The following is an 18,648-nucleotide window of genomic DNA, read 5'->3' as shown; positions in this document are numbered from 1 at the left end:
TCGGCATGGGTGTCAAAATTTTACTATTCATCGGCTTTTGGAGGATTGTGATCCTGCTCATAATGAGCACGAAGCAAGTCGCCACCAAAATCATTATTAAGGTCACGAATGACGGTATGTACATGGTTTGCGTTGTTTTGCACATTGTCGTATTCAATGATCAAATCGGCGCCCTGTATTCTGTAATAATGGGCTTCTCCGACCTGATTGGTTTCGCTCCCTGCCCAGGCAAAGGAAAATGAATCCCATCCGGCCTGCCCGATACGGTCCAGTAGTTTTTGCTGAAATTCAGCCGTATTTCGGGAAAGATACAGCAAGACAAGTTTTTTTAACAACTCTTTCTGGTGACCCTGCAGGGAGGAGAAGTGGATCCCGTGTGGCTCCAGCAGACCCGCCTGGCGCTCATTGGAGGTAATGATGTCTGCAGGCGCTTCCTCGCTGAATTTAGCTAATTTTTTCTGTGCATCTGTGAGCGATAAGAGTAAACCGAATCCGAGGTTGGTTTCCTCCGCCAATACCTGTTTGCCCATTTGAGGACCTGAAAGTACAATGGCTGGATTGCTGCCCATAAATGAAGGGGTGGCAGAAACCAGGGTACCTCTGGACGAGGTAAAATTGAGCGAAAGGTGATGCCCCTCCAGACGCCAGCCCCATTCGCCGGAACCATCGGGGTCCCCAAAAATGCTGAAGTGGTAATTTAAGGGGTCGCGGTAGGTATCGTCCGGGGGTCGGTTTTCTACCTCGCGCAATACGTTTTCAAGTTCAATGATGGCCTCGGCTCTTTCGGAACCGGCTTTTCCCAGAGATGCCCGCATCAGGGCTAAGGCAGCGGCTTTCTGTTGGCCGTTGAAATCGTGGAATGTAGGGCCCTTTCGTTCCCGGGGGATAAAATGCCAGTTGAATTTTTCGGTGTGGTCAAATGGAAAACATGCCTGGGCCTTCAGCTCCTGATCGAGGCTTTTGATAAATCCGTTGGCCAGGGGAGCCAGTTGCTGTCCCGAGCCCGGGATACTGACAGACAGCAGCAATGCCAAAGCGAAGATAATTTTGATGCGGTCACACATAGGGGAATGGTTTAGCTGGGTATTGCGGACTGGACCAAACCCGCTCAAAGGCTCTTGTTCCAGTATATTTTAAGGTTATGTGTAGATCTCCCGGACGCTATGATGTCGGGTTTGCCATCTCCATTTAAATCTGCCACTTTCAAATCTTCGCAAGCCATATCGTCCCGGTCTACCCAGTGCTCTTTCCAGGATTGGTTTTCGTCGCGATAGAATAGCTTGATACCGATATTTCCTGCATCATTTGCTTCTCTCCAACCAATAACGATCTGATCCTCACCCTGCTCAAGTAAATCAGCTGTGGCCAGACCATGTCCCTGCTTCATTTCAGAGGTGAGTACTTTCCGTTCCAGATTGTCCTGCGAAAATCTTCCATCCCCGGGAAGGTAAACCGATAGGGTAGGACCGTGAAAGGGTTCAACCCCGGTAAGGAAATGCTGTCCCGCGGCGTTCTTGCCTACCCGTATTTCCCCAAAGCCATAATCGTCTACCAGCCAGGCACCATCAGGGTGCGGGCTCCACTTGCCACCGGCAAAATGGAAGGTCTTCACACCCTCTTTTCCACCGATATAGAGCGATTCGCTGGATTTATCTGATGGAACAATTTCCAGATTGTGGGTAATGTGCATGGATTGGTCGATTACCCAATGCTTCCAGTCCCGGCCTGTCTTGTCCTGCATTTCATATCCGATCACCTTCACGCCATCACCTTCTCCGCCTGAATTACCCCTACCGTGAAGGGGAAGCATGACCAAATGAAATTTGCCTTCGTCCGCCTGAATCCACCGCATGCGATGTACTGTTGGTTCATGGTGCAATTGCACTGGCTCCCATTTCTGGGTGGGATCCTCTGGGCGGATCAGGTAGTGCACGGATCCGGACTTGCTGGGGTCTGAGGTTTCACCCGGGTTCCACTGTGCACCCACTGCCACTTCTACTTTTCCATCTCCGTCGATGTCTCTGGCAGCAATGCATACATTGTCATTGTCAGTGAGATTTTCTACCATCACAAACCGTTTCCAATCTCCGTTTCTGTACCAGACAAATTCTTTTTTGTCCGCCAGCAATATGTCGGGTTTTCCATCTCCGTCCACATCTCCTATGCCCAGTCCGTACCCGATTTCAATTTGATCATCCAGGGTTTCTGCTGCAAAAGATGGTGTGGCCTCCTTTTGCATAAAAACCGAAGCTGCTAAAATAAGTGGGAGGAATATCATGATTTATGGTTTGGGTTCTGTCAACATTAAATGTAACCAATAAAAGTGATATTTACCTAATTGATAGCATGCAAAGGTGTCAAACTACGGGTTGCCCAGATTTTAGAAACAGATGAACGGACTCTGGTATGTCCACCTTTCCTCCCAGGATTTCGAAGACCTGCGTACCTTCCAGAGAGGTATCAAGCATATGGATCAAAACTGCAGCGACGTCCGCTCTGGATATTTCTCCCTTTTCGTTAAAAACCGGTGCCACCTTTATTTTTCCGGTATAGGGTCCGTCAGTAAGTTTGCCGGGTCTCACTACGGCATAAGGCAGGCCTGAAGTTTTCAGGTGTTCATCTGCCGCTTTTTTCGCGAGCAGGTAGTGTTGCATGGATTCATCCGCTTTTTCGGCATTTTCAGCACCTCTGGAGCTTAGCATGACATATTTTTTTATCTGTTTCTGCTTTGCGAGATCGATGCTCCTGATAGCGCCGATTTCATCTACCAGTTTGGTTTTGTCTTTCCCTGTTTTGGAGCCGGAGCCGGCGGCAAAAATCACCTTTTCAATTCCATCGAATGCTCCACTAAAATCTTCTTCTAAATCTCCGGAAACGGTAGCTATCCCTTTTTCTTCAAAAAACGATTTCTGGGATTTGTCGCGAATCATCGCAACGGGCGTATAGTCAGCATGAGCAGACAATTGTTCGGCTATCAAACGGCCGGTTTTTCCATTTGCGCCAATAATCAATATTTTTTCCATAATAATTTAAATTAGTTTTTTAAAGCCATCCAAAAATTGTTCCAAGACAAAATAAAAATTTAAAATTCTCCGAAAATCTAATTTTGCTCCAATTCTGGTCCTGGAAATGGACAGACTTGTGATCTGAAGCAACCGGACCTGGGGACTGCAGATCTCCCACTTGCCCCCGGACTATCCCCAAAGCGGCAAAGCAAAAACCCAAGCAGGCGATGCCCTTACAATTTCTCCAGCAATCCCAGCATGATTTTTCGCATGGCGGGTTCGGCATGTGCTGCCGCCTGCAATACGTCCTGAAGGCTGATTTTTTTTATTTTACCGGGTACGCCCAAATCGGTAATCGCCGAAATGGCAAAGACTTTCATGCCACTATGTACGGCAACCGTTACCTCAGGAACGGTACTCATTCCCACTGCATCGGCACCAATTCTGCTCAGGTATTTGTATTCTGCAGGTGTTTCCAGGTTAGGTCCCTGTACTCCGGCATATACGCCCTGATGCGTACGGATTCCGTTTGCTTCTCCGATTTCAAGGGCCCAGGCGATGTATTGGGGGTGGTAAGCCTCGCTCATATCGGGAAACCTTTCGCCAAACCCTTCCACATTGGGTCCGCGGAGGGCGTTTTCGGGAAACAAATCAATGTGATCATTGATGATCATCACATCACCGATCTGATGTTGCGCATTCAAGCCCCCCGATGCATTGGAAATGAGCAAATGCTTGATGCCCAATTTTCTCATCACACGAATGGGAAAGGTTACTTCCTTCATGGAATACCCCTCATAATAATGAAACCGTCCCTGCATGGCCAATACCGCTTTACCTGCAAGCGTACCCAGGATCAGCTTACCATGGTGTGAAGTGACTGTAGAGACCGGGAAATAAGGGATATCTTCATAGCTGATTTTGAACTCAACGCTGATGTCATTGATCAGGCTACCCAGCCCGGTACCCAGAATGATAGCGGTTTCCGGTTTTGATTTTATGAGATCCTGCAAGTGCCTGGCGGCATGATTGATTTTTTCCGTATAGGTGATTTCAGGTTCTTTTCGCATGCTGATAAGGGAAGAGGCTGCTGCCTGGTAAAGATAAATTGACCGGTTTCAAATATAGCAAATAAGAAACTTTATGGTGGGTGTGTTTGTATTTATGTCATCGATAACAAAGGTCTATGATAAAAATAATAGTAAGTACGAACAGGAAACAAGCTGTTTCTGCCAGGATAGCAGTACTTTACAGCGAAATACTGAGTCAGATCGGTGTAAACAGTGAGATCATCAATTTAACAGAACTTCCGGACGACTTTGTTTTCACTGCACTCTACGAAAATAATGGTAAAAATAAAGCATATAACCTGATCCACAACCGGGTAAAAGAGGGAAGAAAATTTGTATTTATTGTTCCCGAATACAATGGATCTTTTCCCGGAATCCTCAAATCCTTTATCGACGGAATGACCTATCCCAATAGTTTTCGATCCAAAAAATGTGCATTGGTGGGCATTTCTTCAGGCATCGGTGGAGGTGGCATTGCGCTGAGCCACCTGACCGATATTTTCAATTACCTGGGAATGCATGTTCTGGCCAACAAGATCAAGCTGGCCAGGATTGAGGAAAATATGACAGATGGCCTGCTCAGCAATAAGCTGTACCTGAGCTTATTGCATGAGCAGGCCAGGTTGCTAGTCGATTTTTAACCTTAATCCACATTGTCGTGGAGAAATCTATTGTTGCTGATGATTTCGTTGTCATCGTTGAGATTGAATTTTGACAAGCTCCTCTCCGAGCTGTGTTGCACCTGATGGAGTTTGATGTTTTTTCTCTGATAGGCCGGGATCTCCAGTTTTTCTTTAAACTCTTCCGGACTTTGATTGACCGATCTCATTTGCCGAAGTTTTTCGAATCGGTCATGGGCACGTTTCATGGCCTTTTCCTTGATCTGTTCAAAATAATCGTTTTGATAGACATTGGACTCTTCCTCTTTTTTTTCGGGTTGTTGCGGGGAGGACTGCTCCGGTTTATCGAAAAGGGTCAACACCTTCTTGGGCTCGGGTGCAGGCGTTGGGGACACGTATTCGAATTCCTCGTCCGCTCCTTTCTGCCCCTCATTGGTTTCATGCTTATTTTTTTCAGAATGGCTGTTTTCTTCTTCCTTTGGTGTTTCCGAGGCCTGAGGAGACTGCTGCGGTGGTTGTACGGAAAAGGTCACAGTTTGTCCGGAATGGGTAACATCTTCGTCCACTTTTGAGGTTTTTCCGGATTCCAGATGGATGACCTTCCGGGTTTGTTCTTCATCCTTTTTGCCGGAATAGGGTTGCTCTGCCAGGGAATCTGTTTCAAACCCAGTCGCAATCACCGTCACACGAATACCTTTTTTCAGATCCGGATCTATGCCCTGACCGAAGATGACGTCTGCCATATCTCCGGCACGGTTCTGTATAAACTCTGTTATTTCTACCAATTCGTCCATGGACAGTTCTTCCTCTTCGCCGGACATGATGGACAGCAGGATTTTTTCTGCTCCCTTGATGTCCACATTGTTGAGTAGGGGAGAGGAAATGGCCTTTTCGGCGGCCTTGAGCGCTCTGCCTTCTCCTTCCTCCATGGCCGATCCCATCACAGCGGCGCCGGCGTCCTTCATTACCGTTTTGACGTCTTCAAAGTCTACGTTGACCTCCTGGGTTTCGGTGATGATTTCAGCAATAGATTTGGCAGCAGTACTCAGGATATTGTCTGCTTTTCCGAACGCCTGCCGGATAGGCAGGTTGCCATACATCTCCCTTAACTTGTCATTCAGTATTACCAGTACGGTATCGCAGTTTTCGCGCAGGGACTCTATGCCAGCCTGTGCCGAAAAGGTTTTTTTACGTCCTTCAAAAACAAAAGGGGCTGTGACAATGCCTACCGTAAGGATATCCATATCTTTTGCAATCTTAGCAATCACAGGCGCGGCGCCAGTTCCGGTACCCCCGCCCATTCCGGCCGTGATGAATACCATTTTGGTATTGTCCTCCAGGAGCTTCCTGATCTCCTCCTTACTTTCCAGGGCAGCATTTTTGCCCTTTTCCGGATTTGCACCCGCTCCCAGGCCTTCAGTCAGATGGGCACCGATTTGTAATTTTAAAGGGACAGGGCTACTTTTCAGTGCCTGAGAGTCTGTGTTGACCACAACAAACTCCACGTCTTTTATCCCCTGGTTAAACATGTGGTTTACGGCATTTGAGCCCCCACCACCTACACCGATGACCTTGATGATCGAACGGTGATTTTTTTGAATATCAAATTTATAGTCTTTCATGGCGCTTGACATTTTTCCTCGGTCAGTAATTAAATATTGTTAGCTTTTGGATTGTTAATACTGTTGCTGATCATCTCCGATATCATCAGTGATGAAATTTTTGAGCTTTTTGGTGATGGAGCCGAAAATATCCCGGCCCATTTGTTCGGATTTATATCCCTTTTTAAGGCCGGAATTACCGGTACTTTCTTTTAACCTATAGGTATCTTCGCGGTCATCCAGCGCTTTGAAGCCGGCCAAAACCAGCCCTACCGTAGTGGCAAACATGGGGCTTTTGACTTCCTCGATTTTTGATTTTCCCAAGTGCTCATTGGGGTAGCCAATCCGGGTATCCAGTCCGGTCATGTATTCAAATAACGGGCCAACGCCATGCAGCAGGGAACCCCCTCCTGTCAGGACGATTCCTCCGGCCAGCTTCTTGTATACGCCGCTGGTTGCAATTTCCGATTGTACCATCTCGATGATTTCTTCCATTCTTGCCTCGATGATGGAGGCCAGGTTCCTGACCGAAATCTCCTTGGGAGGCCTGTTGCGTAATCCCGGAATAGAGACGATCTCGTTGGGATTGGCTTCCTCTGAAATGGCCTTGCCAAATTTGGTTTTCAATAGTTCTGCCTGGTGTTGCATGACCATACAGCCTTCCTTAATGTCTGCGGTAATGATGTTGCCACCAAAAGGAATCACAGCAGTGTGGCGAATGATGTTTTCATAAAATATCGCCACGTCTGTTGTACCTCCTCCGATATCAACCAGGCAAACTCCCGCCTCCTTATCCATGTCGCTCAATACGGAGAGTGAACTGGCCAGTGGCTCCAGGATCAGTGCCTTGGATTGCAGATTGGCCCGCTTTACACATCGGTCAATATTATTGATAGCGGCTGATTGAGCAGTGATGATGTGAAAGTCGGCTTCAAGGCGGGCGCCGGACATTCCCACCGGATCCCGTACGCCTTCTTCATAGTCTACGGTGTAGTCCTGTGGCATGACGTGAATGATACTGTTTCCCGGAGGGACCACTATGTTTTCCATGTCATTGGCCAGCCGCCGGACATCCTCTACCGTAATTTCATCGTCTTTTGGGTTTCGGATGATCACACCGTGGTGAATGGCGCTCCTGATGTGCTGGCCCGCAATACCCACGATTACCTCTCCAATGTCCACATTGGACATCTCGGAGGCCTCATTCACGGCTTTGGTGATGGCATTGACAGTCTTGTCAATATTGGTGACAATGCCCCTGATCACACCATCTGATACTGCTTTGCCCATACCCAGTACCTCCAACTTTCCGTATTCATTTTTACGGCCGATAATCGCACAGATTTTCGTCGTACCGATGTCCAGTCCAACAATAAGTTTTTCGTTTTCCATAGCGCTAACAATTATTCACAAATGATTTGATCCTTATATTTTACGTTTACCCTTGCATAGGTATTCCACCCTTTTTCGGGCAATATTTTCTTATAAAAGGTTTTTATTTTCCTGAATTTCAATCCGATGTTTTCTGGTTTGCCAAATTCAATGACCTGACGACCCACTTGCTGGTAAAGGTTGACCTCCCCATTCTTTAACAATTCCAGAGAACTGATCTGCGCGCTCCAAAAGGGATCCTGGTAGATATGACGGATCAATTCCAGGAGCTGGGCTTCCTTCTCTGTCAGGTCTTTTTCCCTGAGCAGGGATGGGGCACGGCTGCCTTCCAGGATAAGTACCCGAGAGGTGTAATTTGGTGAAGTGGGCAGGATCTTTCCCGAGGTACTGATGTACCCATCCGCCGCCAGGGGCCTGACGATCCTGGCCATGGGCACGTGCTGACTCACTTTAACCCTAATGGTACCTTTCAGATCCTGATAGACCTCCGCATTCCTGACCAGGGGATGTGCTTCCACCTTTTTCTCCATCTGTTCAATGGAGATATCAGCAGTGCCTGCCGGTTCGCTCAAGCCTGGAAATGCATTTTTCAGCAGTGCGATGACCTCCTTTTCTTCCACAAAATAGACATCACTCACTCCTTCCACATAAACCTCCAGGCCGGCAACCTTGCGGGAGGTCGTTTTGTGCTCAGCGAATGCGATAAAGCCAAACAGTATCAGCCCTACGAAAAGCATAAGCATCGATTTCCTATATTTCCACCGATTTTTATTCTCCATCTTCTATCCATTTAGCAATTGGAATAACCAGGCGATCAATATCACCCGCCCCGATGGTGACCAGCACTTCGGGTTTTATCTCTTTCAGATAGGCTAGCAGGTTTTCCCGGGCCAACACCTGTTTTTCCGGACTGCTAATGTCCGGGAGCAACATGGAGGAGCTGATACCGGGAATCGGTAGTTCTCTTGCCGGATAGATGTCCAGCAAAATCACCTCATCTGCCAGAGAAAGACTCTCGGAAAAACCCTTTGCAAAATCTCTGGTTCTGGTAAAGAGGTGGGGTTGAAATACCGCTGTAAGTTTTTTTCCCGGGTACATCGCACGAACAGATTCCAGAAAGGCTCTTATTTCCTCCGGGTGGTGGGCATAGTCATCGATATAGGTAATTTTTTCACTGGAGTGAATGCACTCAAATCTTCTTTTCACACCCCTGTAGCTGGATATGCCTGCTCTGATGGCGGTCTCGGATAATTTATAATGTAGTCCTACAGCAATCGCTGCTAGCGCGTTTTCTATATTGTGGAAGCCGGGAACCTTCAATTCCAGTTGGTCAATTCTGTGACTTTCGGAAACGTAATCGAACGTAAAGGAAACGGTACCGGCCTTGATGTTTTCCGCATGGACGGTACCGGCGTTCAACCCGTACAAGTGAACGGCAGCCTCGCCCAGGTCAAGGTCTTTGATTTTGTCGTAGGCTTTGTGGTGAATAAACAGATGTCCCTGTGGATTGGTAAGCCGGATAAAGGAGACAAAACCTTCCACTAGTTGCCCGGCATCCCCATAAATGTCCAGATGATCGGGATCTATGCTCGTGACAATGCTGATATTGGGGTGCAGTTGAAGAAAGGAACGGTCAAATTCATCTGCTTCCACCACTACTACAGGCGCCTCTTTGCTGCCCTCATCGTGAAGGATCAGGTTATTCTGGTAGTTTTGGGTCAGCCCACCCAGAAATGCAGCCGTATTGTGTCCGGCATGTTTGAGCAGATGAGCGATCATGGACGAGGTGGTCGTCTTGCCATGGGTACCTGCGACAGCCACAGACTCCATGTCTTTGGTGATCAGTCCTAATACTGCGGATCGCTTTCTGATGGTATAGCCGTTATTTTTAAAATAGGTATAAAGCCGGCTGTTTTCGGGTACCGCCGGGGTCCAAACCACCAATTTCTCACCAGCCTCCTGGGTGAATTCACCCGGGATCTGGCTGCTATCGTCGGCATAGCTTACCTGCATCCCTTCCTGTTGCAGGGCTTCGGTAAGTGGGGAAGGGGTCTTGTCGTAGCCATACACGGGAATACCCAGGTGATTGAACCAACGGGCGATGGCGCTCATGCCGATACCACCAATACCCAGAAAATAGACGCTATGGAGGTTTCTGAGGTTCATTGCAAGAGGTTTTCCATGGTTTTAACGATTTCTTTTGCTGCTCCTGGTTTCCCCAGTGTTTTGATGGCATCAGCAAGGGTTTTTTGTTTTTCAGGATGCTGCAGCAAGTCGTGTACCATAGCTGCAAGTTCTGAAACCGCATCCTCATCCTTGAGCAATACTGCGGCCTGCTGTGACACGAAAGCCATCGCATTTTTGGTTTGATGGTCCTCTGCCACATTGGGCGAGGGGATAAAGATAACCGGCTTACCCACCAGGCTCAATTCGGATACCGAAAGGGCGCCTGACCTTGAAATGACCAGCGTCGCTGCAGCATAGGCCAGGTCCATGTCTTTGATAAATTCCAGTGGCCGTATGTTTTTCAAACCTGAATCCTGTACCTTTTTGCTGATTTCGTCATGATAAAAGCTTCCTGTTTGCCAGAGTACCTGATATCCGTGTTTGTCAAATGTGTCCATATTGTGCAGCAGTGCCCGGTTCAAAGTACGGGCGCCCAGACTTCCTCCAATGGATAGAATGACCGGCTTTGAGGGATCCAGGTCAAAATGCCTCAGTGCTTTTTCTCTTTTATCGGCAAGCTCCAGGATGTCTTTTCGTACCGGGTTGCCGGTATACCGTATCTTTTTGGCGGGGAAGTAACGGTCCATATCCGGATAGGCCACACATATTGCATCCGCCCTTTTGGCCAGGATTTTATTGGTCAGACCTGCATAGCTGTTTTGTTCCTGGATCAGTGTGGGGATATTTTTTCGTTGTGCAGCAAACAGTATGGGGCCACTGGCATATCCGCCCACCCCGACTACCAGGTGAGGTTTAAAGTTTTTAATGAGTTTCCGGGCTTTTTGGAGACTGTCAAGTACCTTAAAGGGAAACCAGAGGTTTTCTATGGTCAATCTCCTTTGCAGCCCTGCAATCCGAAGACCCTCTATTTTATACCCTGCCTCCGGTACTTTCTGCATCTCCATTTTTCCTTCAGCACCGACAAACAGCACCTCACTTTCAGGATATTTTTCATTCCAGGCTTTGGCGATGGCGATGGCCGGATAGATATGTCCTCCGGTCCCGCCTCCACTGATGATGATCCGATATGTTTCTCCCTTACCTTTCAAGATATCAAGCTACTTTTTTTACCATGTTTCCCATTGCTTTCTCTTCAGACAAAAAGGCATCTTCATGATCCCCTCTGCTGATGCTGAGAATGATGCCCAGAGATATACCCGTAAATATCAGCGAGGTGCCTCCCATGCTTACCATCGGTAATGGCAAACCCGTAATCGGTACCAAACCTACAGCCACGCCCATGTTGATCATGGCTTGTATGACCAGCGAAAAGCTAAGTCCTGCCGAGAGCAAGCCCCCAAACGGGCGGGTAGAGATCGCTACCACCCGCATACCCCGGTACAGCAGGGCCAGATAGAGAAAGAGCACAACACCTCCGCCTACCATGCCATATTCTTCAATGATAATGGCATAAATAAAATCTGAATAGGGATGAGGAAGTATATTCCTTTGCTCACTTTTTCCAGGGCCTTTACCGGTGATACCTCCCGTGGCAATGGCGATGTAGGAATGCTTTGCCTGAAAGGGAATCTCATTAGGGTCCTCGTCTATAAATTTTTCGATTCTCGAAAAGAATACCCCACCTCTCTGCCCCATGAAGATGGCGGTGCTGAGTACAATGGCCCCTACCATACATACCACCATCAGGTATTTTACCGGCACCCGGCCAATAAACATGAGCAGCAGGCAGGTAGAGAGCAACATGACAGCCGTTGACATGTTGGCGATGGCAATCAGCAAACATATGGTGCCGATCCAGATGAGCAGAGGGATAAAGGTGATTCTGATATCTGTAATTTGCCTCTGTCTTTTGGCGAGCATGCCCGCGACCGCAGCGATAAGAGCCAGTTTTGCCAGGTCAGAAGGCTGAAAGGCCTGGTCTATTATCGGGATGGTGATCCACCTGCTGGCTTCATTGATCTTTGAGCCAAACAAATAGGTGAACAATAGCAGGGGTACACTGACCCACAAGGCAAACAAACTTAGCTTGGAAAAGTACTTGTAGGGAATATTGTGTACCGCCCACATGACCACCAGGCTACTTATTATCAGCGCACTGTGTTTAAAAAGGTAAATCTCAGTGTTGCCACCCATCTTGCGGTAGGCAAGCGAACCCGTGGCAGAGTAAACCGCCAGCACACTGATCAGGGACAAGAGCAGCACTATGGCCCAAATGATCGGGTCACCCTTGAGGTTTTCTTCCAGCCAAACTTTTACTCTCACCATCACTGTTTTTGTTTCATTTGTAAGACCGCTTCCCTGAACTGGTCACCGCGGTCTTCGTAATTTCTGAATAGGTCAAAACTCGCACATGCTGGAGACAACAACACCACGTCTCCTGATCTGCCTTTTTCCAGGGCCCATTCTACGGCCTGGGCAATTTGCTGCGTTTCGAGTATTTCCGGGATTTTTCCGGCAAAGGCCTTCTTCAGCTTTTCATTGTCCTTGCCCAGACAAATCAGCAGTCGAACCCTGCCTGCTACCCTGTCTTCCAACAGGCCATAGTCATTTCCTTTATCCACTCCTCCTGCTATCCAGATTATCGGCGCCTCAAATGCCTGAAGGGCAAAACCTGTGGCATCCACATTGGTACCCTTGCTGTCGTTGATAAATTCAATGCCATGGATGTGGGCCACCACTTCCATCCGGTGTGCAGCGTTTTTAAAGGTTTTAAGGCCTTCTTCGAGCCTTTCTGCGCCAGCCCCAGCCAGTCTGGCTGCCAGCAGGGCGGCCATGGTGTTGAGGTAGTTGTGCTTGCCTTTAATGGCCATTGATGTGAGCGGGAAGGCGCATTTGCCTTCCACTGTCTCGATCACCAGCTCTTGCTCCTGCAGGTAAGAGTTATTCCCGGGAGCAGGCTCCAGGGCAAAGGGATAATGCCTGGGGCTGCCTTTTATCCTGTGGATGGCAGCCTGTATATTTTCATCCTCCCGGTGGTAAATGAAATGGCCCTTGTTATCCATATTTTCGGTGAGTTTTACTTTGGCTGCAGCATACCGGGAAAGATCGTAATCGTACCGGTCCAGGTGATCCGGGGTAATATTCAGCAATACCGCAATTTCAGGCCGGAATCGGACAAACCCTTCTATCTGAAAACTACTTACCTCTAAAACCCACCAGGCATGATCTTCATCGCAAAGCTGTAAGGCCCAGCTTTTGCCTACATTTCCAGCCAGGCCCACATCCATCCCGGCGGAGGCCATCAAATGGTGAGTGAGTAAGGTGGTCGTTGTTTTGCCATTGGTACCTGTGATGGCAATGACTTTGCCTTTGGTAAAAGCATAGGCAAACTCCAACTCGTCAATAACCGGCTTCCCCGCGGCCAGCAATCTGGCTATGCCGGGATTTGAAAAAGGAATGCCCGGACTTTTTATCAAGGCGTCTGCCTGCATCAATTTATCCATAGAATGCTGCCTCTCTTCAAAGGAAATGCCCACCTGCGCATACACTTTTTTCCGGTCTTCCCGGATGGCGCCGGCATCAGACACAAATACCCTGTGCCCCAGTTTATGGGCCAATAAAGCTGCGCCAAAGCCGCTTTCTCCTGATCCGATGATGGTCGTCTGCTGCATTTACCTCAGTTTTAGTGTGGCCAATGCCATGATGGCAAATAAAATCCCCAGTATCCAGAACCTTACTGTAATCTTGGCCTCCGGAATGTCTTTTTTCTGATAATGATGGTGCAGAGGAGACATCAGGAAAATTCGCCGGCCCTCTCCATACTTCTTTTTCGTATATTTAAAATATGTTACCTGAATGATCACGGAAAGCAGTTCGATCAGAAATATCCCGCACAATACAGGCAGCAAAAGCTCTTTTCTCAATGTCAGGGAAAGTACCGCAATCACCCCTCCGATCATCAGGCTGCCGGTATCGCCCATGAATACCTGGGCGGGGTAGGAGTTGTACCAGAGGAAACCTACACATGCCCCCACAAAAGCAGAACAGAAAATGACCAGCTCGCCGGAATTGGGAATAAACATGACATTCAGGTATTGAGAGAAAATCGCATTGCCACTGATATAGGCATAAATGGCAATGGTAAGCCCGATGATGGCAGAGGTGCCAGCCGCAAGCCCGTCAATACCGTCAGTGATATTGGCACCATTCGAGACGGCAGTTACGACGAATATTACGAGAATGATATAAAAAAAAGGGGTGAGGCTGTCTCCCAGAAAGCCGAAAACCACATCGTAATTCAGTTCATTGTTTTTCAGAAATGGAATGGTGGTTTTCATGGATTTGACATCCTGGAATGCGGGGGTATCTACGATGCCTTCTGCTATGGAGACAGTGTCCTGGAATTCGCGTACCACTACGTCTTCATGGAAGTAAAGGGTCACGCCTACGATAACGCCGATGCTCACCTGCCCCGCAATCTTGAACCAGCCGGCCAGACCCTCCTTGTTTTTCTTGAACACTTTAATGTAATCGTCGAGAAAGCCGATCCCCCCCAGCCATAAGGTGGTGACCAGCAACAAAATGATGTAGACGTTGTAGATATTGGCAAACAGCAGGGTAGGGATTACAATTGCGGCCATGATCATCAATCCACCCATAGTCGGAGTTCCTTTTTTTTCCATCTGCCCCTGTAAGCCCAGTTCTCGTACAGATTCTCCGATAGATTTTTTTCTGATCCAATCGATGATCGTCTTACCTAAAGTAATTGTGATCAGCAGGGAGAAAAATGCCGCCATCCCTGCGCGGAAAGATATGTATCGAAATACTCCGGCACCCGGAAAATCAGAGGTTTGATCGATATAATCAAAAAGATGATACAGCATATTATTCCTGATGTAATAAATTCAAAAATTCCTTTACAATTTCCTTGTCATCAAAAGGGTGTTTTACTCCTCTGATCTCCTGATAGGTTTCATGTCCTTTCCCTGCAATCAATATGATGTCCCCTTTTTTAGCCATGTTGCAGGCCGCTTTTATGGCAGCCCGCCGGTCTGCAATGATGAGGGTTTTTTTATGATCTACAGGACTGATACCTGCCTCCATTTCTCCAATGATATTCATAGGGTCTTCATCCCGTGGATTATCGGAGGTGAAGATGACCTGGTCGCTGAGCTGACAGGCTTTTTTTGCCATGATCGGGCGTTTGGACCTGTCCCGGTTGCCTCCGCAACCCACCAGACTGATCAGCGTTTCACCGCCGGTCCTTAGTTTTTGGATAGTAGTCAAAACATTTTCTAAGGCATCCGGGGTGTGGGCATAGTCTATGATGGCGGTAATGCCTGCATGTACCACCTGATCAAACCGCCCCGGTGCACCCTTCAGCCTGGACAATTGGCGGAGAATCTCATCTTCCTCTTCACCCAATAGCAGGGCAATGCCCAGTACGCCCAAAAGATTGTAGGCGTTGAATTCTCCGATCAAGCGGAACCAAACCTGTTTGCCCTCCAGGTCCATTTCCAGACCTTGAAGGGAATTGGCCAGGATCTTGCCTTTAAAATCTGCCGGATAGCGCAGTCCGAACGTAAAATGCCGGCCTTTGCAGTTCTGCAGCATGACCATACCCCGTTTGTCATCCGCATTGACGAGCGCAAAGGCTTCTTTCGGCAACTCGTCAAAGAGCTTTTTTTTGGCCTGAATGTAGGCATCAAAGCTTCCGTGGTAGTCCAGGTGATCGTGACTGATGTTGCTAAACATGGCGCCGGCAAACCGTAATCCCGCTGTTCTTTCCTGTACTATGGCATGGGAGCTGGCTTCCATAAAGCAATGGGTACAGCCCGCTTTCAGCATTTGGAGCAGGAGTTCGTTGATGGCTATTGCATCAGGAGTAGTATGGCTGGCAGGAATGGTTTTGTGGTCGATCTTATTTTCTACTGTAGAGATCAACCCACAGGTATATCCCAGCTCCGAAAAAAGTTGGTGTAGCAGTGTGACGGTAGTCGTCTTGCCATTCGTGCCTGTCACTGCCACCAGTTTGAGTTTTCCGGAGGGTTGACCATAAAAATTGCCGGCCATCAGTCCCAAAGCTTTGGAGCTATTGAGAACCTGTATATAGGCAATACCCTCCCGGAGTTCCCTGGGCATGATTTCACAGACCACCGCTACTGCACCCCTGTCGAGGGCCTTTTCGATATAGTCATGGCCATCTACCTGGGTGCCGGGCATGGCGATGAAAACCGACCCTGCCTGGACCTTTCGGCTGTCAAAGGCCAGATGGCTGATTGCAGTTTCCATATCACCCCTGGTAGATACCAGAGAGACTTTGTACAATATGTCCTTAAGTTTTTGGCTCAACTTAATGTTAGTTTTATGACCTGATCTTTTCTATAGCTGCTGCCTTTCGGCAGCGATTGCCCGGTAACTCTTCCCTTGCCTGAAAATTGAACCCGCAGCCCCTTATTTTCCAGTATGTAAATGGCATCTTTCAGGGTCATACCGCTAACATCTGGTACTGTCGGAGCTTCTACCGCATTGCTCACCCAATGAATGGCTTTGTTGGAAATGGTAGACCGCACCCAGGTCTCATTTCCCGTATAGTGGTTGGATATCCCCATGCTGTTACAGATCATGCGTAATTCTTCTACATTTCCCGCCCGGATGTAAGGAAAGGCTTCCGGGTCGGAGGCAGGATGCCTGGCTTCCAAGGTCGGTTTATCCTGTACTTCCATGTCTTGGGCATAAATTTTATCGGCAATTTCCCGGAATACCGGCGCAGATATATCCCCTCCATAGGCATTGAAGCCCTTGGGGCTGTCGATTACAATAATCGCGCTGTACTTAGGCCGGTCGGCAGGAAAATACCCGGCAAAAGATGTGAAGTACTTTTGCGTGTACCTGCCATTCTCCAGTTTTTGGGCTGTGCCTGTTTTCCCGGCAATGCTGTAGGTTTCGTTTTTGATATTTCTTGCCGTTCCGCTCTCGACTACTCCCTTCAAAAGGCTTTGCAGTTGTTTGACAGTTTTCTCGGAGGCGATTCGTTTGCTGATCGTTTCGGTTTGGTATTTTTTCTCTACGCTGTTGCCCCTTGAAATCTCCCTGACGATAAGTGGTTTAACCATTTTCCCGTCATTGGCGATGGCATTGTAAAAGGCAAGAGTCTGCAAGGGGGTGACTTTCAATTCGTAACCAATAGACATCCAGGGAAGGGTGGTGCCATACCAGTCCTTGTTTTTAGGGTCTTTGAAATAAGGCATTCCTTCGCCCTGCAGTTGAAAACCCAGGGGCTGATCCAGTTTTACCTGGCTAATGTATTCTATAAAGCGGTGTGGCTGGTGCCCAAAATGTTCATGCACCATTTTGGAAACACCTACATTGGAAGATTTTTCAAAAACTTCCCTGACACTGATCTTGCCATAGCCTCCGTTTTTGGCATCCCTCATAAAACGGTCATAGAACTTATAGGAACCATTCCCGGTATCAATACTGTCGCGCAGGTTGATCTTGCCTTCCTCCAGCAGTGCCAGCATAGATAGTAGCTTAAAGGTGGAGCCGGGTTCTGTAAGCCCCTGTTCTCCCACTGCATAGTTGTAGTACTCGCCATAACCGTAGCCGTTTTTGTTTTTTTGCAAATTGGCGATGGCTTTGATATGTCCTGTGCTTACTTCCATCACGATCACGGATCCGTAAGCTGCATCCTTATTCATCAATTGCCGGAGCAAAGCCGATTCGGCGACATCCTGTATGTTCACGTCCAGGGTGGTCACGATGTCATAGCCGTCGGTAGGCTTGATGTCTTCCGCATCATGCAGGGGTTTCCAACTTCCCCCCGCAATTTTCTGAAACAAGGCCTCTCCGTTTCGTCCCTCCAGATATTCATTGAAACTGTATTCCAGGCCCACGCCGTATTGGTCTTCGTTCAAAAAACCAACCGTTCTTCCCGCCAGGTTTTTAAAAGGCCGGTACCTTTTATCGATTTTTTCAAAAATTACACCTCCGCCCATTCTGCCTTCCCGGAATACGGGCCAGGTCATCATTTCCAGTTTCTCCTGGTAGCCGATTTGTTTTCTGTTTAGGATAAGGTATTTCTTTCCCTGATTTCTGGCATCCATAATCATCCGCTTATAGGCAGCAGCAGACCGGTCTCTGTAAAAGCCGGCAAGCCTGGTAGCCAGGCTGTCCACACCGGATTTCAACACACTCGCTTTACCGACAGAGGGATCCATGGCCACCCGGTAAAAGGGCAGACTGGTGGCCAGCAAACTTCCGTTGGCACTATAGATATTGCCACGGGTAGCTTTTACCGGACGGTATTGCAGGTTGATGTCTTCGGACATCTGGCGCCACTTCTCTCCCTCCACCAGTTGTATGGTACCTATGCGGTAAAAAATAGCCACAGCGATCAGGCTTACCACCAAAAAGGAGAGCCTGACCCGGAGCAATATGGATTTTTTGATATTCACTTTTCCAAAACTATTTTCAATGGAGGTTCTTCAATTTCTTCTATGCCCAAGGGTTTGATCCGCCGGGCGACTTCCGATTGTTTGCTGGCAAACATGTATTCTGCTTCCAGCGTGGTCACATCTGCGCGTAGGTCTTCCACTTCCTGCTGCATCCGGTCGATTTTTCTGATTGTATTCTCTGCCTGGTGGTTGCTCCAGATATAAATCATGGCCAGAAAGGCCGCATACAAAAAGGGAGGCACCAATTTTACAGGTACACTCTCTCCCAGCAGACCGCTCACATCGAGCTTGTCTTCCATAAATGCGAAAGGATTAAACCAGGATTTTTTGGTTTTCCCTGTTGGCTTTATCGGTTTTCTAAAGGTATTTTTTCCCAT

16 protein-coding genes are annotated in these 18,648 nt (G+C 48.1%); 1 reads left to right on the top strand and 15 read right to left on the bottom strand.

The window, feature by feature from the left end:
- Nucleotides 1–23: 23 nt before the first annotated feature.
- From BUB19_RS20420 to BUB19_RS20405, 4 genes are all read right to left on the bottom strand, one after another.
- A complete protein-coding gene (locus BUB19_RS20420) occupies nt 24–1,064 on the bottom strand; it encodes a DUF3500 domain-containing protein (RefSeq protein ID WP_073097289.1) in 1,041 nt (346 codons plus the stop codon).
- 44 nt (nt 1,065–1,108) lie between these two features.
- Nucleotides 1,109–2,278, bottom strand: a complete 1,170-nt coding sequence (locus tag BUB19_RS20415; RefSeq protein ID WP_073097287.1) for an FG-GAP repeat domain-containing protein — start codon at nt 2,276–2,278, stop codon at nt 1,109–1,111.
- 79 nt (nt 2,279–2,357) lie between these two features.
- On the bottom strand, nt 2,358–3,023 hold the full coding sequence (locus BUB19_RS20410; protein WP_073097285.1) for an SDR family oxidoreductase: 666 nt from the start codon (nt 3,021–3,023) through the stop codon (nt 2,358–2,360).
- Nucleotides 3,024–3,238: 215 nt separating this feature from the next.
- Nucleotides 3,239–4,075 (bottom strand): purine-nucleoside phosphorylase, encoded by an 837-nt coding sequence (locus BUB19_RS20405; protein WP_073097284.1) that lies wholly within the window; start codon nt 4,073–4,075, stop codon nt 3,239–3,241.
- Between the two features lie 116 nt (nt 4,076–4,191).
- On the opposite strand from BUB19_RS20405, the gene BUB19_RS20400 reads away from it, so the two are divergent.
- Nucleotides 4,192–4,716, top strand: coding sequence for an NADPH-dependent FMN reductase (locus tag BUB19_RS20400; RefSeq protein ID WP_073097282.1), 525 nt, complete (start codon nt 4,192–4,194; stop codon nt 4,714–4,716).
- A gap of 2 nt (nt 4,717–4,718) precedes the next feature.
- On the opposite strand, the gene ftsZ is transcribed toward BUB19_RS20400, so the two are convergent.
- Genes ftsZ through BUB19_RS20345 form a run of 11 tightly spaced genes read right to left on the bottom strand, consistent with a single transcriptional unit; the run spans nt 4,719 to nt 18,648 of the window.
- Nucleotides 4,719–6,317: a cell division protein FtsZ gene (ftsZ, locus tag BUB19_RS20395; RefSeq protein WP_073097280.1), complete on the bottom strand. Its 1,599-nt coding sequence runs from the start codon at nt 6,315–6,317 to the stop codon at nt 4,719–4,721.
- A 54-nt stretch (nt 6,318–6,371) separates the two neighbouring features.
- Nucleotides 6,372–7,688, bottom strand: a complete 1,317-nt coding sequence (gene ftsA, locus BUB19_RS20390; protein WP_073097278.1) for a cell division protein FtsA — start codon at nt 7,686–7,688, stop codon at nt 6,372–6,374.
- An 11-nt stretch (nt 7,689–7,699) separates the two neighbouring features.
- Nucleotides 7,700–8,467, bottom strand: a complete 768-nt coding sequence (locus BUB19_RS20385) for a cell division protein FtsQ/DivIB (RefSeq protein WP_073097277.1) — start codon at nt 8,465–8,467, stop codon at nt 7,700–7,702.
- Nucleotides 8,457–9,854 (bottom strand): UDP-N-acetylmuramate--L-alanine ligase, encoded by a 1,398-nt coding sequence (murC, locus tag BUB19_RS20380; protein WP_073097275.1) that lies wholly within the window; start codon nt 9,852–9,854, stop codon nt 8,457–8,459. The genes BUB19_RS20385 and murC overlap by 11 nt, the downstream gene beginning before the upstream one ends.
- On the bottom strand, nt 9,851–10,963 hold the full coding sequence (gene murG / locus BUB19_RS20375; protein ID WP_245802915.1) for an undecaprenyldiphospho-muramoylpentapeptide beta-N-acetylglucosaminyltransferase: 1,113 nt from the start codon (nt 10,961–10,963) through the stop codon (nt 9,851–9,853). Before murG ends, murC begins: the two co-directional genes overlap by 4 nt.
- Before the next feature lie 4 nt (nt 10,964–10,967).
- On the bottom strand, nt 10,968–12,140 hold the full coding sequence (locus BUB19_RS20370; RefSeq protein ID WP_073097273.1) for an FtsW/RodA/SpoVE family cell cycle protein: 1,173 nt from the start codon (nt 12,138–12,140) through the stop codon (nt 10,968–10,970).
- Nucleotides 12,140–13,486 carry a UDP-N-acetylmuramoyl-L-alanine--D-glutamate ligase gene (murD, locus tag BUB19_RS20365; protein WP_073097271.1) on the bottom strand — a complete coding sequence of 449 codons (1,347 nt, stop codon included), beginning with the start codon at nt 13,484–13,486 and terminating at the stop codon, nt 12,140–12,142. The genes BUB19_RS20370 and murD overlap by 1 nt, the downstream gene beginning before the upstream one ends.
- Entirely contained in the window at nt 13,487–14,698 is a 1,212-nt protein-coding gene (gene mraY, locus BUB19_RS20360; protein ID WP_073097269.1) for a phospho-N-acetylmuramoyl-pentapeptide-transferase, read from the bottom strand.
- 1 nt (nt 14,699) lies between these two features.
- Nucleotides 14,700–16,166, bottom strand: a complete 1,467-nt coding sequence (locus BUB19_RS20355) for a UDP-N-acetylmuramoyl-L-alanyl-D-glutamate--2,6-diaminopimelate ligase (protein ID WP_073097267.1) — start codon at nt 16,164–16,166, stop codon at nt 14,700–14,702.
- The gene (locus BUB19_RS20350) at nt 16,163–18,271 is read right to left on the bottom strand and encodes a penicillin-binding protein (protein WP_073097265.1); all 2,109 of its coding nucleotides are present in this window, start codon (nt 18,269–18,271) and stop codon (nt 16,163–16,165) included. The genes BUB19_RS20355 and BUB19_RS20350 overlap by 4 nt, the downstream gene beginning before the upstream one ends.
- Nucleotides 18,268–18,648: an FtsL-like putative cell division protein gene (locus BUB19_RS20345; protein WP_073097263.1), complete on the bottom strand. Its 381-nt coding sequence runs from the start codon at nt 18,646–18,648 to the stop codon at nt 18,268–18,270. Before BUB19_RS20345 ends, BUB19_RS20350 begins: the two co-directional genes overlap by 4 nt.

The sequence above is a fragment of the Cyclobacterium lianum genome (assembly GCF_900143075.1).
GTDB classification, from domain to species: domain Bacteria; phylum Bacteroidota; class Bacteroidia; order Cytophagales; family Cyclobacteriaceae; genus Cyclobacterium; species Cyclobacterium lianum.
The sequence above is the reverse complement of the archived record's forward strand: the minus strand, read 5'-3'. Positions and strand labels throughout refer to the sequence as shown.